This window comes from Escherichia sp. KTE114 (genome assembly GCF_000407765.1).
Classification (GTDB): domain Bacteria; phylum Pseudomonadota; class Gammaproteobacteria; order Enterobacterales; family Enterobacteriaceae; genus Escherichia; species Escherichia ruysiae.
On sequence record NZ_KE136622.1, the window covers coordinates 100,002 to 113,599 of the forward strand.

Annotated in this window: 11 protein-coding genes and 6 pseudogenes; 5 read left to right on the forward strand and 12 right to left on the reverse strand. The window is 44.0% G+C overall.

The features are described from left to right. On the forward strand, window positions 1-171 hold a 171-nt coding region (locus tag WC5_RS25115), incomplete at its 5' end, for a hypothetical protein (RefSeq protein ID WP_016231314.1). 30 nt (window positions 172-201) lie between these two features. On the opposite strand, the gene WC5_RS21020 is transcribed toward WC5_RS25115, so the two are convergent. Both WC5_RS21020 and WC5_RS0121525 read right to left on the reverse strand, forming a co-directional pair. Then, complete coding sequence (locus WC5_RS21020) at window positions 202-447, reverse strand: hypothetical protein (RefSeq protein WP_165370900.1); 246 nt, start codon at window positions 445-447, stop codon at window positions 202-204. Continuing rightward, window positions 447-1,337: pseudogene (locus WC5_RS0121525) on the reverse strand (Rpn family recombination-promoting nuclease/putative transposase). The gene WC5_RS21020 and the pseudogene WC5_RS0121525 overlap by 1 nt, the downstream one beginning before the upstream one ends. A gap of 197 nt (window positions 1,338-1,534) precedes the next feature. On the opposite strand from WC5_RS0121525, the gene WC5_RS21015 reads away from it, so the two are divergent. Then, the gene (locus WC5_RS21015; RefSeq protein WP_016231317.1) at window positions 1,535-2,647 is read left to right on the forward strand and encodes an IS4-like element IS421 family transposase; all 1,113 of its coding nucleotides are present in this window, start codon (window positions 1,535-1,537) and stop codon (window positions 2,645-2,647) included. Between the two features lie 315 nt (window positions 2,648-2,962). On the opposite strand, the gene WC5_RS25740 is transcribed toward WC5_RS21015, so the two are convergent. The 9 genes and pseudogenes from WC5_RS25740 to WC5_RS21000 all read right to left on the reverse strand — a co-directional run bounded on the left by WC5_RS25740 (window position 2,963) and on the right by WC5_RS21000 (window position 11,290). Continuing rightward, window positions 2,963-3,688: an LbetaH domain-containing protein gene (locus tag WC5_RS25740; RefSeq protein WP_024192156.1), complete on the reverse strand. Its 726-nt coding sequence runs from the start codon at window positions 3,686-3,688 to the stop codon at window positions 2,963-2,965. Window positions 3,689-4,001: 313 nt separating this feature from the next. Beyond that, entirely contained in the window at window positions 4,002-5,663 is a 1,662-nt protein-coding gene (locus WC5_RS21010) for a CDP-glycerol glycerophosphotransferase family protein (protein ID WP_187415543.1), read from the reverse strand. A 513-nt stretch (window positions 5,664-6,176) separates the two neighbouring features. Continuing rightward, window positions 6,177-7,204, reverse strand: a pseudogene (locus tag WC5_RS0121540) (IS630 family transposase). A gap of 122 nt (window positions 7,205-7,326) precedes the next feature. Continuing rightward, window positions 7,327-7,569, reverse strand: a pseudogene (locus WC5_RS23145) (N-6 DNA methylase); the annotation flags it as partial. Between the two features lie 123 nt (window positions 7,570-7,692). Continuing rightward, complete coding sequence (locus WC5_RS25985; protein ID WP_353601966.1) at window positions 7,693-7,866, reverse strand: hypothetical protein; 174 nt, start codon at window positions 7,864-7,866, stop codon at window positions 7,693-7,695. Then, a pseudogene (locus WC5_RS22955) lies at window positions 7,853-8,643 on the reverse strand (ISAs1 family transposase). Before WC5_RS22955 ends, WC5_RS25985 begins: the two are co-directional and overlap by 14 nt. A gap of 209 nt (window positions 8,644-8,852) precedes the next feature. Next, window positions 8,853-9,028 (reverse strand): annotated as a pseudogene (locus WC5_RS23150) (N-6 DNA methylase); the annotation flags it as partial. A 273-nt stretch (window positions 9,029-9,301) separates the two neighbouring features. Continuing rightward, window positions 9,302-10,348: a zinc-binding dehydrogenase gene (locus WC5_RS21005; protein ID WP_016231323.1), complete on the reverse strand. Its 1,047-nt coding sequence runs from the start codon at window positions 10,346-10,348 to the stop codon at window positions 9,302-9,304. An 87-nt stretch (window positions 10,349-10,435) separates the two neighbouring features. Next, a complete protein-coding gene (locus WC5_RS21000) occupies window positions 10,436-11,290 on the reverse strand; it encodes a tagatose bisphosphate family class II aldolase (RefSeq protein WP_016231324.1) in 855 nt (284 codons plus the stop codon). Window positions 11,291-11,397: 107 nt separating this feature from the next. On the opposite strand from WC5_RS21000, the pseudogene WC5_RS24600 reads away from it, so the two are divergent. After that, a pseudogene (locus WC5_RS24600) lies at window positions 11,398-11,889 on the forward strand (IS1 family transposase). 47 nt (window positions 11,890-11,936) lie between these two features. Here WC5_RS24600 and gatZ read toward each other — a convergent pair. Continuing rightward, window positions 11,937-13,208, reverse strand: coding sequence for a tagatose-bisphosphate aldolase subunit GatZ (gatZ, locus tag WC5_RS20995; RefSeq protein WP_016231326.1), 1,272 nt, complete (start codon window positions 13,206-13,208; stop codon window positions 11,937-11,939). Between the two features lie 44 nt (window positions 13,209-13,252). Here gatZ and WC5_RS25500 point away from each other — a divergent pair, with 44 nt between their 5' ends. Together WC5_RS25500 and WC5_RS23170 are read left to right on the forward strand one after the other, a co-directional pair. Further along, on the forward strand, window positions 13,253-13,405 hold the full coding sequence (locus WC5_RS25500) for a hypothetical protein (protein ID WP_187415544.1): 153 nt from the start codon (window positions 13,253-13,255) through the stop codon (window positions 13,403-13,405). Window positions 13,406-13,517: 112 nt separating this feature from the next. After that, on the forward strand, window positions 13,518-13,598 hold an 81-nt coding region (locus WC5_RS23170), incomplete at its 3' end, for an IS1 family transposase (protein WP_353601968.1).

Below are 13,598 nucleotides of genomic sequence, written 5' to 3' on the forward strand. Positions count from 1 at the left end.
CAGAGAACATGGCACGCCTGGGAAAATGCGGAACAGGTGGACGTCACCGTCTGGAGGACTACCCAGGCACTTTCAGTCCGTGACCTGCTGCCTCACATGCAGGGGATGCACAAGGCAGATATCATCAGGCGACTGGAAAATGAACTGGGGGAAACGGCAGAGGATGTGTGAGCGTGATTCACAGCCTGGCAGAATGTCAGGCTACTGCTCATCAGGAAACAGTTTTTTCAGTTCTTCACCGGAAAGTCCGGTCGCCCCCTGAATCCGTTCCGGCGGCCAGCCCATATCCCGAAGCCGGCAGGCTATTTCCCGCGCCACTTCAAGCGCCCCTTCTTTAAAACCTTCGTAGAAACCTTTCTGTATAAGACGTTCTGCAATCGTCATACTGTTTTCTCTGCTCCTGCTGACAAAAAAGCCCGGCATTTTGCCGGGCTGTGATGCTCTCATCAGTGAATGATTTTTTTCAGTTCAGCTTCGGAAAGTCCGGTGGCCTGCTTAATCTGCTCAGGTGTCATCCCCATTTTCTGAAGCTGGCACGCAATAGCCAGGGCTTTTTCAAGCGCTCCTTCCTGGCGACCTTTTTGCTCAAGACGTTCAGCGATAGTCATCAGTTTATCCTCATGCTGCGGCAGACGCTCAGCCAGCGCCCGCATAAATTCCGGTGATACAGAGTCCCCTGCGTTAACGATGTAATGAATCAGAACACGCACCTGCTCGTCTGAAATTTCCACCATGACCTGCGGGAGTTTGTCCAGCAGCTCCATCATGTCACGATGGCGGATATGCTTCATCAGCAGCGTCAGTGCGGCCATCCGGCGATGGTTCATGATTTCATTGTCATCAACGACAGTGATATCAACCAGCGGAAACGGCTTTGTGTATATTTTAGCCGCAAGCGCCGGATTCTCAAAACAGTCCAGCCAGTTCATGCTGTACGGGTACGGGCTGCGCTCACCATGATAGAACAGCACCGGAATCACCAGTGGCAATGTTTTGTGCTGCTCCAGATGTCTCTGCATCGCCGCCACACTGTAACGTAACATGCGGAAAGGCATGTACAGATTTTCGGTGATCTAGTGCTCGATGAGCGTATAAACATAGCCGTCTTCACCCCCGGTGGTTTTCACACTCCAGAGGATATCGCTGGCGTACTGATGCAGGTCCGGCTCAACAAAGGTGGCGGGTTCCAGCTTCAGCGTGGACAGGTCGCACAACTGCCGGTACTCCGCAGGAAGATGTAGTTCCAGAAAATCCCTGGCAACGTCGGGATTCGCCAGGAACGACCGGAACGCGGCATCATGCGGCGTGGGCGTTGTGGTGTTTTTCTTCTTACTCACGGTTCCTCCTGGTGAGATGTCTGAACGTATCCTGCCGCCTGTACAGGCAGACGGCAAGGGTTAATCAGTGGCAGACCCGCTCAATTTCAAGCGCGCGGAGCAGGTGGCCCCATTCGCTGACTTTCATGGCGGGGATACGCACCATAAGCGCTAACTTAAGGGTTGTGGTATTACGCCTGATATGATTTAACGTGCCGATGAATTACTCTCACGATAACTGGTCAGCAATTCTGGCCCATATTGGTAAGCCTGAAGAACTGGATACTTCGGCACGTAATGCCGGAGCTCTAACCCGCCGCCGCGAAATTCGTGATGCTGCAACTCCGCTACGTCTGGGGCTGGCTTACAGCCCCGGGGGGATGTCATTACGTGAAGTCACTGCATGGGCTCAACTCCATGACGTTGCAACATTATCTGACGTGGCTCTCCTGAAGCGGCTGCGGAATGCCGCCGACTGGTTTGGCATACTTGCCGCACAAACACTTGCTGTACGCGCCGCAGTTACGGGTTGTACAAGCGGAAAGAGATTGCGTCTTGTCGATGGAACAGCAATCAGCGCGCCCGGGGGCGGCAGCGCTGAATGGCGACTACATATGGGATATGAGCCTCATACCTGTCAGTTCACTGATTTTGAGCTAACCGACAGCAGAGACGCTGAACGGCTGGATCGATTTGCGCAAACGGCAGACGAGATACGCATTTCTGACCGGGGATTCGGTTCGCGTCCCGAATGTATCCGCTCACTTGCTTTTGGAGAAGCTGATTATATCGTCCGGGTTCACTGGCGAGGATTGCGCTGGTTAACTGCAGAAGGAATGCGCTTTGACATGATGGATTTTCTGCGCGGGCTGGATTGCGGTAAGAACGGTGAAACCACTGTAATGATAGGCAATTCAGGTAATAAAAAAGCCGGAGCTCCCTTTCCTGCACGTCTCATTGCCGTATCACTTCCTCCCGAAAAAGCATTAATCAGTAAAACCCGACTGCTCAGCGAGAATCGTCGAAAAGGACGAGTAGTTCAGGCGGAAACGCTGGAAGCAGCGGGCCATGTGTTATTGCTAACATCATTATCGGAAGATGAATATTCAGCAGAGCAAGTGGCTGATTGTTACCGTCTGCGATGGCAAATTGAACTGGCTTTTAAGCGGCTCAAAAGTTTGCTGCACTTGGATGCTTTGCGTGCAAAGGAACCTGAACTCGCGAAAGCGTGGATATTTGCTAATCTACTCGCCGCATTTTTAATTGACGACATAATCCAGCCATCGCTGGATTTTCCCCCCAGAAGTGCCGGATCCGAAAAGAAGAACTAACTCGTTGTGGAGAATAACAAAAATGGTCATCTGGAGCTTACAGGTGGCCATTCGTGGGACAGTATCCCTGACAGCCTACAAAACGCAATTGAAGAACGCGAGGCATCGTCTTAACGAGGCACCGAGGCGTCGCGTTCTTCAGATGGTTCAACCCTTAAGTTAGCGCTTATGGGAACAGCCCACAATTCGGGGTTTTAAAGCATTCCGAGGTTGTACGCCGGAATTCAAAAAAAATTCCGTCACTAATCAACCAGACACTGAAGGAGAAAATATCAATTCTGGCTTACCCGCCATGTCTGGCGGGATTTTTTGTTGCTATTCCTTCGGTCTATTCAATTCATATACCGCAGAGATCACAATCGCTGAAAAACCATATTCTGCTAATTCTCCTGTCATTACATTTATTGCCTCTTTTACGTTTGCCGCTTCTACGGTTTGTTGAATATCAACAACATGACCACACGGATTAACAGCTCTGGAAGTCACCTGAAAACACTTAACCTCCCCTCCTTCCAGATAAATATGAGCATCTCCTGAATGGTTATTGGATTCGCGCTCAGACACCTCCAGAAACTCGGAAGCGAATTTGCGTTGATACTTAAACGTGTTTAATCCCGACCAGTTGACCCCCGTCTTGATAACCTTGGCCGGAACTCCACCGATCACAGCATTCGAGGGAAATGCCTTACGTGTGACAACTGCTCCGAAGGAAACGATGCAGTCGTTGGGCACTACGGCATCCTTGAGAAGCGTCACGCAACGCCCCATCCAAACGTGGTTCCCCACTCTGATCCCGGACTTGGGGGCATTCAAGGGCTTCTTCGTTTCTAGACTATAAATCGTGTGCGCGTCGCTCGTGCGGAACAGGATCTGCGAGGAGCCCAGAAAATCGTCTCCGATCCAAATATTTATGCCAGGTTCACTTCTACACACCAACTCCGCACTACGAATGTTAAAGTTGCGACCAATGTGAACTTCGTTTTGGTTCTCGGTAATAATCTTAAGCGATAGTTTGACAGACGCGTTGCCAAGGATCACCACACGACATTTCTTACCCACAATGATCGAAGTTTTGACGAACGAATGGGGACGATGTAACTCAAGCTCCGAGGTTTCATCGATAAACTTAACGGTAAGACCAGGAATGTCTTCTGGACTAACGTTTGGGATCAGATTCCCCGCTTCATCGTAATATTTAAATAAGCAACGCCCATTTTGAGAGACAATAACCCCATTACTGGTCGCTGGTCGCTGGTCGCTGGTCGCTTAGCATAATAACATAATATCCTTTACGGTTATTAAAATATCAGGGAGGACATCCTCCCTGTTATTTTACGAACATCCAACATCGGGTTCATACCGATGAATTTTTTAGCAAAGCATTCAAATTATTCATAAATAGTTCAGTGGCTTTTCCGTTTTCTAAGCACCCTCTAGCATCTAAAAACTTTTCTACGTTTATCATGTACTCATCTTGAGAGAAGTCCAATATATTAGTAATAAGTTCATCCATTGTCTTGGCTAATGGGAACGGAGTTTCTGAAAGAGGATAATAAAATCCTCGGAACGTTAAAAACTGATCGATATCAGATGAATATATAAATGCCGGTTTACGGGTAAGAACAAAATCATAAATCCAAGAGCTATAGTCAGTGCAACCAATATCTACGCTGGCCAAAATCTCCTGCATATCCTCATGCGAGGAAAGATCCACCACCCCCGCCATAGCCAATTTTTTTATAACATTTTTGGGCGCTCGTTTCAAAAACCAATGATGATATCTAACGGCAATAGTCACAGGTTTATTGAAACGAAGTTCTAAACACACCTTAATTGATTCAAAATCTGTTATATAGGCACTCGAATCATAATCCTCTCTATATGTTGGGGCATAAAGAAATATCAAGCTATTTTCATCTATAGAATAAGCCTCACAAATTTTCTTTCTTAGAAGCGTATTATCTGAGAATAGAATATCATTTCTAGGATGTCCTATTTCCCATATGTCAGACTTTGACCAATAGCAAGTCCTATACATTTCACTTTCAAACTTACTATTTGATATACATACATCTGTTATGTCTGTGTTTAAATTTGCTTTTCTCAACCATTCCTTATCATAAATAAATTCAGGGTCAACACGCTTAATTCCCAAAGAACCATGCCACGTCTGAATAAAAATTTGTGTTTTCTTTTTTTGAGCTTGTTCCGGGTTCTTTATTGAATTGTAAATCCAAATCTTTGCCCGGCACAAGTAAAATATAGCCCTAATAGAACGAGGATCAACTTGTATGACATTTCTTTTCTGTGCCAGATCAGCATTGTATTTGTTTATTAAATATACTATTTTTTTGTTTGATTCATCACTCAGTTTATTTACTATATACTTAATATTGCAAGAGTATTGATTAAAATTATTGTACACAACAACAAGGTTGTCATTTACAGGGATAATGTGAGATAATTTCGATAATGCGTATCTCATAACCTGTCTGATTTTATAATCAGCGATGTTTGCTATATAATTAATAAGCCATTCATATAAAAGCCCATATAAAAAAAGATCGTAAAATCGAAGTTTTACTCTTATAAAAGCTTCTTTTTTTCCATCTCTTGCAAAGAAAAAGTTAAACTTTTGAATTTGTTGTAGATTAGAAAATTCCTTTATTTTTTTTATGTCAGCATCTGTCACTTTCAACAGGCTTTTGCGTGGGATTTTTATGTCGATTTTCCTATCCAACTGTTTGGATATCTTAGCATCACCGATGTAGACAAACACTTGTTTATTTTTTTTTGCGGGGAGCTTTGCAACACTATCGCTAAAAACAACGATATTTGCTTTAGATATTGCAATTCTAGAGTAGATACTGTTTTTTGATATGATCACATCATTTAGACCATATGAGTTTGGTTTTAGTGATGCCTGACTAACAATTACATTATATTTATTTTGTTTAAAAAGCTTTATGATGTGTTTTACCTCTTTTGGAGGACGCTTGTTAACACGAATGACCACTAAGTTTTTGTCAATACGCCTGATACACCTGGAGGTCAGATAACAAAAACTCAAAGGATATAAAAGAATCTTCAAAAGAAACACAACGGGCTTCAGTAACGTCGCAACACAACGTTCTATTTGAAAAAATTTTCTTCGCATATCTAAATCACATTAAGGATGTGGAACAATTATATAAAATGGGAGTTCTCAATGCTTAAGTATTGCTGCGTAATGATATGATTCATCACCATATTTTCCGAGCACGCTACCGCACTGGTTTAACTACAACCAGTACAGTCGTCGCACCGAATAAGTCCGCCATTGGATTCCTATTCATTGTCTCTATTAACAGAGACGGCGCGTATTGCTATATTATTTTAATTAGTTAATGTGGGTATATCAATTGATATATTCCCAGCTGCAGGAACACACGTTCCACGACATCCATCGACGGATCCCCTGAATCTCCAGACGACCGATATCACTGAAATACGTGATAGTCTTAATACTAAATAGCTGTGCCGAATACCGCTACACTTTTACCAGCCCATGTTTACCACCGGGGAATGGGCTCACGGTTTCCATAAAATAATGAACCTTTTTCAGCAGTTGCCACATTGAACAGCACTGATGATTACGCTTTATCGTATCGTGAAGTGCCTGCCATAACCGCTCAACGTGATTAACCCATGGCGAGTAAACTGGCTGATAAATCACTCTGAACTTCGGGTTTTCTTTCAGCCAGCGCTGTGTTTCCCGACTTTTATGGATGATGTAGTTGTCCACTATGAGCGTGATAGTTTTAGCCCGTCGGTATGTCAATTTCAGATGTTTCAACAGACTGATAAATAAGGCTGAGCTTTTGCTATTGCCCCCCACATAGCTGACTTTGCCCGTTCCACTATGTAAAACATCAGCCAGATAGTATTTTCATTCTGTCCCGGTGTTACCACACGTTTTTGCTGTCCGCGAAGTTGCCAGTCCGCACCAATTTTGGGATTAAGATGGATATCCACTTCATCTTCATAAAAAACCGGATGCTCCGCACTGCATTCGCCCAGTGCTTTGTTTCCGCCATCTTTTCATTTTATGCGGGTCACGGATACACAGGGTTGGCGCAGCCTTGCGCCACACAAGCCCGGCTAATGGCAACCAGCAGCGAACGGTTCCGGCATGTAACTGGCACCCGGTTATCTCGTTGATTTTTATTGCCAGCAGTTCTGTACTCCAGCGAGAACGCTAATAGCCAAAATCTCCGGGAGAGTGTTTTATCAGTTCACGCAACAATGTGCAGATATGCTCAAACGGCCAGTGGCAGGAACGTCCTGCGGGTAATGATTTCAGCCCTTCACTCCCCCCGACAGCGTGAACCAGTTAATCCAGCGCCCGACGGAGGAACGGATGCAGTAGAGAGCTCTGGCAACGTCACTGACACGAGCGCCCCGGTGCAGCATCAGCATGGCGGTCAGCCTGCGAGCATAATTTTTATCGTGAGTTTTATGGATTGCTTTTTGTATCAGGCGCCGTTCATCGCGGGGAATTGGTGCTATGATCTGCATCGCTCAGTCCGGTTAGTGGTTTGTGATTTTTGGTGATTGATCAGGTCGCACAATCCGGGCTGAGTTCCCTTTTAGTGATCTACTATTCGGCACAGCTCTTTAGAGAGCATGTGCGGAATCTAGACGTAGTTGGCGTTACTGACAGGCGGTATTCGGTAACCATCAAATCGAGGATTTTTAATTAATTCTGATTCGTTACACCAGTCTTTCTGGTTGAAGGGAGGGTTAGCCAGAATATAGTCGACTTTTAGTTCTGGGGGCTGGTCGCTAAAGAAGGTACCTGCTGGGCGTTTGCCGAGGTTCGCTGAAAGACCGCGAATGGCGAGATTCATTTTTGCTAGTTTATACGTTATGTCATTCAGTTCCCAGGGCAAGATTACGAAAGTCCGCTCCCCGCAAGGACTGACGCCAGATAGTTTCTGTCCATAGCGGCTTTTCGCATCTTACGTCTTAACCCTGCCTTGAATACCTTATCATTCGTCAAAATATTAATAGCGATATGCCGTATCCCTAAAAATAATTCTACTGCATTTCCTCTTCTTAATTTTGCAGTCGTCTTCATTCATTACCACGTTCAGACGCCAGTGCAGCTTATTCTCCGCGTGCCAGTGATTTCGGATCGCTGTGGCTAGCTTCTCTGCTGTTAAATCAGCAGAACTGATATAATATTTCTGGCTCTTTCTTTTGTTCTGCTATTATTGACCGAAAGGAGACTACCACGCATAATTTCCTCAGCCCTTTCCATTCAAACGTGAAATCAATAAGTTCATCAGAGACATCGCAAACAATGTGAAGACGGATTTCTTCTCTGCCGTGACTCTTTTCACTAATTGCGTAACTGTCATGCTCTGGATTATTTAATTCTTTCAGTGGAAATTTTTCCTCAAAAGCTTTATTAAGCCCCCCCTGGTTTCCTTTTACAGCGAATAAATAATCACCTCCCTGTTTTTGTATCTTCTCTGCAATATCTTTCTGGCACCCAATCGCATCAGTTTTATTATTTTTTCTTTAATATTCAATACATTAATAAGCTCATAAGTAGCTGTGTTCTCATTGGATTTCTCATCCATTTTGATCTGTCCGATGACCAGACTGTGCATTGCTGAGAACGCACTAATGACATGAATCGCTCCCTTGCGGCGACTCTTGTCATAAGAGTGCCGGAGCGTTTTTCCATCCATTGCGATGACGTCTTTATCACCCGAAGAATGGCAGTCATACATCCAGTTAATAAAGCACTCATGAAATTTTGCAGGACTGATACAGGATATAACTCTGGCAATAGTATCGTGAAAAGGAATACCATTTTCAAATTCACCATATTGCTTCAAAAAATCGAGACGCGTTCCACAAAAATCCTCTATATCTTCCCAACCTTCTGCACCAGAAATAACGACACAAATAGTCAACAATAGAATACCAGATAATTTATGTTCCACTTTCTAGGCTTGTCTGTAATCGGAGATAATAGAAATATGTTCCATCAATTTTTTAAGTTCCATTTTGTTCTCCTTATTATGTAAGGAGTATTTGATCATGTATAAATAATGAAAAACAGCTTTAGGTAATAAGGAATATCTCAATTACTGAACATTTAGTGCGAATTGTTTAGTACAAAAAATCAGCGTTACGTGCTCTTTTCCTGATTCAGTTCCTGTCCGTACAGCGAGATATCTTGGCTTTTCTCCTGATGACTCTCGGCAAACTTAACCGACTGAACTAACATCCCCGCCGAACCATAGCACGGATCATAAATTTTGCCTTGGAAGGGGCGAGCATTTTCATTAACAGGGTTACCACGCATTTTAGCGTATAGAAGTCCCCCGTTACTTTATTCGTACCCCTTATAATGGGGTGTTAGCCAGCCAGACCCGGCATGATTACTGCCCCCAGTCGTCCATGATCCGGGGGGGGGATTGTATCAGTAGGTTATTAATACATGCCTTCACTATCCCCCCTCTTTCTAATGCAATTTACTTAAGTGGAGCGGCACGCCATTTCATTGGGCAGCTGATTTTTGATAATTTAACTACCCAAGTCCTTAATGGGGGAGCTTGTTACGAATACTATTTTCTCTCCCTTTTACATACACCAATTTCAAATTGTAAAGTCAAGCATTATCTTTCCGTTCATCGGATTACCATTAAGCGTCTTCACAGCATCAACATAAGTATCAATATTTCCCTGTACAGCAATCATTGAAGTAAGATCAATTTTTCCATCCAAGAAAAGCTTTGTAGCAAGTCCCCACTCTTTACCAGGCCACTCACCAGAATAGTTCATCCAACTGCCAAGTATACGGAGTTCCTTACGCAGAATAAAACCAAATATTTTTTCGGGAAGCTTCAGGTCATTATGGAGAGTGCCAACAAGAGCAATTTGAGCTTGGGGCCCCGCAATATGAATAGCCAGTTGAACTGCCGCCGAATTACCTGCAGTTTCCAGAATCAGTTGTGAGAAACGACGTGTATTAAGAGCTTTTTCAATCATCTCAGCAGACATTTCTGCGCTATTATATGTATATGTGGCACCGATTTTTTTCGCTAGTTCAAGTCGCTCTGGATTTATATCAATCGCAGTTACTGACTTCGCGCCTAGCGCTGCGGCACACTGCATCGCCAATAATCCAATAGTGCCGGCTCCAATAATTATAACTTCTTTACCTTCAACCCCTCCAGCCAGGTTCATTGCATGCAGCCCAACTGTTACCGGCTCAAAAAATGCACCTTCGGTTGGAGTGATGCCTTCAGGTAACAGGAATAGGTTATTTCGTGGAACAACAGTATATTCACTGTTACCACCATAACATCTGGAACCAATAAACTGATAGTTTTTGCACTGGGACCATAATTGTCTTTCACATTCAGGACAATTAAAACAAGGCTTAAGTGGGATACAGGAAACAAGGTCGCCTTGTTTCAAGTCTCTAACAGAAGAGCCTGTTTCCTGTACGATACCACTAAATTCATGTCCAAGAATAATAGGATAAAAATGAGCACCATTATGAAAGATCCGAGGAATATCAGAGCCACATAACCCAGAACAGCAGACTTTTACCAGCACATCATCAACAGATGTGACCTGAGGTACTGTTTTTTCTTCAATGCAAATATTACCACCAGAACTTATTACCACAGATTTCATATAATTACTCCGAATATAAATAGCCATTAGCAGAGAACTGGTTCTCTCCCTCTTTAGTCCTCATTGTTTTTTGTAGGGTACAACGTGTTAAATTTTTCCTTCACTGCCGCAGACGCCGATAATGCGCATAACGACTTCCTTCATGGCGGCTTTTGCTGGCTGCATATAATGGCGAGGATCATTTGCCGCCGGATTGTTGTAGAAATATTCTTTTAACGCATTGGCAAAAGCAATTTTCAGTTCTGTCGCAACATTCACTTTGCAGATACCGCAGCGGATACAATGCTGAATGTCCTGTTCCGATAATCCCGAAGCGCCATGCAACACCAACGGAACATCCACTAACTGACGAATTTGTTCCAGCCGGGCAAAGTCCAGACGTGGTTCATTCGCGTATAAGCCATGTGCTGTGCCTATTGCTACTGCCAGGGAGTCAATTTGTGTACGTTGCACAAACTCTGCGGCTGCAACAGGTGATGTATAAGCAGAATCTTTTTCATCCACCAACAACTCATCCTCCTGTCCGCCAAGGCGGCCTAGTTCAGCCTCGACGCTGACATCAAAGCTGTGGCAAAACGTAGAGACTTCTTTCACTCGCGCGATATTTTCTTCAAACGGCAGATGGGAACCATCAATCATGACTGAGCGAATTCCTGCGCGTACTTTATAAAAAATGTCATCGCTCTCTTCATGGTGGTCGAGATGTAGGACTAATGGCAGGCGGTACTCATGAGCTAGAGATTGTACTAACGAAATTAAATTTCCCACGCCGCCATAACTATAAGTACTAGGTGTTCCCGCCAATATAACGGGAGAGCGAAGTTGTGCGGCGCTCTCAGCGACAACCTGTAATGTTTCAAGGTTATGAATATTGAAAGCGGGGACTGCATATCCCTCTGACTGGGCTTTTTTCAGCATGTTTTTGCTTGAAATGATGTACATTGCAGCTCCTGTTTTTCGGCGTTCTTCTTACAAAACGAAGAAAGAGAATTCGGTGATGTCTCCAGTAAGTTGGATTAAATGTATAATACGAGTTTTTGATGTTCTTTATGGTCAGCGTTAATATTCATTGTCCCAGTTGTCAGTCTGCTCAGGTCTGTCGTCATGAGCAGAACCCTGAAGGCCATGACAGATTTCGATGCCGTAACAGTCACCGCGTGTTTCAGCTCACTTACACTTATGAGGCCTGTAAGCCGGGCATTAAAGATGCTGAGCACTGAAATGACCTTCAATAGTGCCGGGGTTCGCGATACCACCAGAACATTGAAAACCGGCGTTAACACCGTCATCAGAACTTTAAAAAACTCTCGCCAGAGCGAATAACGTCTTCACCCGTTGCACATGCTGATGTGGCGCTTATCTGCGCCCCCGATGAGCAATGGAGCTTTGTTGGCAGTAAAGCCCGGCAGCGCAGGCTCTGGCACGCGTACCATACAAAAACGGTGGTGTGCTGGCCTGCAAAGCGCTCTGTTTTTCACGTTCTGTTGAGCTTCACGAAAAAGTCATCGGAACGTTTTATTGAAAAATACATTTTCTATTAATTGGTGGCATCACCAAGAATTTTATTGCCAGAGCAAGCAATAATAAATCATTCTAAAATTGGAACACAACCATAGGCATAATCACGAAGAACATCCTGAATCTTATCAATAATTAAGAGACGAGGTTCTGGCTTAAGAATTCCATTCATGACGCGATCAAATTGCTTTGGAAGGAACTGACTGAGCAAACCGAGAGGTATCTCCATAGTATCGAGATTTGCAATAAGTTTATCTACTGCCGCACTAATCCTTGCATTCGGCCAGTAATAACGAATACGATCTGAAAGGCTATAACGGATATCGACCATAGCCTGAGAAAACTCTGAGTTGTAATATTTTTTCCAGTAATCAGGTTCATCAAGCATTACCTGTTCAATAACAGCCAAAACACGACTTTGGGCTTCTGGATAAATAAGCTCTTGTTCAATCTTTGCAAGAGCAAAAATAGCTTCACGCAATGCAAAAGTAAGTGCTGGCCCCACTTTAAGAATGGCAAAATGATCCTTAACTAATGCACGATATGCTGTTCGTGTTTGATAATCCGTCGAATGAGCTTCATACACAATGGGAGTGTTTTCAATGAAACGACTCAGCTTAGTCGCTTTAGAGGATTCATAATGAATCACATGACTGTGATCGAATTCTACTCCGGGCTGAACAACCAAGCCGATAATACGGTTAGTAGCATCATCAAGTCCAATTTTTCGGAACGCATCGTGATGAAGTTGGATAGTTTGTGCTGCATCCTGAGGGTGCGTAATATGAACTTCATTTATAGTAGATGATTCACCACCAGGAACCGGAACTTCAGTCCCAATGACATACGTTAAGGCAACCTTTTGTTCCGCAGTTGCTACATTTTCTGCTACCCGACATAGTTCAGCAGCTCGGGCAGCAATTACTTCCGGTGGCAAAGGAACAGGGTCATCTGCACAAGACATTGAGGCGTCTAAGTGAATTTTACTGAAACCAGCCTTAACATATTCAGCAATTAAGACTAGGGATTTCTCCATCGCCTGTTCTGCCGGTTCATTCTGCCAGCAATTTGGACCGAGATGATCCCCCCCCAGGATTAGACGCTCTATCGGAAATCCAATTTTTCTAGCAATTCCTTCAACGTAAGTTCGAAAATCAACTGGTTTCATACCTGTATAGCCGCCGAACTGATTCACTTGGTTCGAGGTAGCTTCGATTAATACCTTACGATTATTATTCAACTCAAAACGTAATGCAGCCTCAATGACCAGTGGATGTGCCGAACATATAGAACAAATACCTATATCAAGACCTTTTTTATGTTGCTGGACTAAATGCTTCATATAACCTCTATAATATATTTGACATCCTCCATGCCCTGAAGGACGTGGATTCCGACGATCTTCCGCTGCCGGAAGAATCGTTTCGGTTGATTCCTGTTTCAACGGATGACAACACCATCCCTCCACAGGCATTAAGTTTCCGTGTGTCCCACGGTACTGATTTCCGTCATTGCGTTGCCGAAGCAAAACGCTGGTAGCAGCATGATGTTACAAAAAAGTTAGGCGAAAAACCGCGCTTTATATCCTCGACCTAGGTGATACCGCCAATGAATTGAATTAGATGTATAGTACGATTTTTTGATGTTCTTTATGGTCAGCGTTAATATTCATTGTCCCAGTTGTCAGTCTGCTCAGGTCTGTCGTCATGAGCAGAACCCTGAAGGCCATGAC

Coding starts and splice junctions, on each gene's coding strand:
- WC5_RS21020 (WP_165370900.1), bottom strand. CDS start 447: ATGAGAGCATCACAGCCCGGCAAAATGCCGGGCTTTTTTGTCAGCAGG.
- WC5_RS21015 (WP_016231317.1), top strand. CDS start 1,535: ATGAATTACTCTCACGATAACTGGTCAGCAATTCTGGCCCATATTGGT.
- WC5_RS21005 (WP_016231323.1), bottom strand. CDS start 10,348: ATGAAATCTGTGGTAATAAGTTCTGGTGGTAATATTTGCATTGAAGAA.
- WC5_RS21000 (WP_016231324.1), bottom strand. CDS start 11,290: ATGTACATCATTTCAAGCAAAAACATGCTGAAAAAAGCCCAGTCAGAG.
- gatZ (WP_016231326.1), bottom strand. CDS start 13,208: ATGAAGCATTTAGTCCAGCAACATAAAAAAGGTCTTGATATAGGTATT.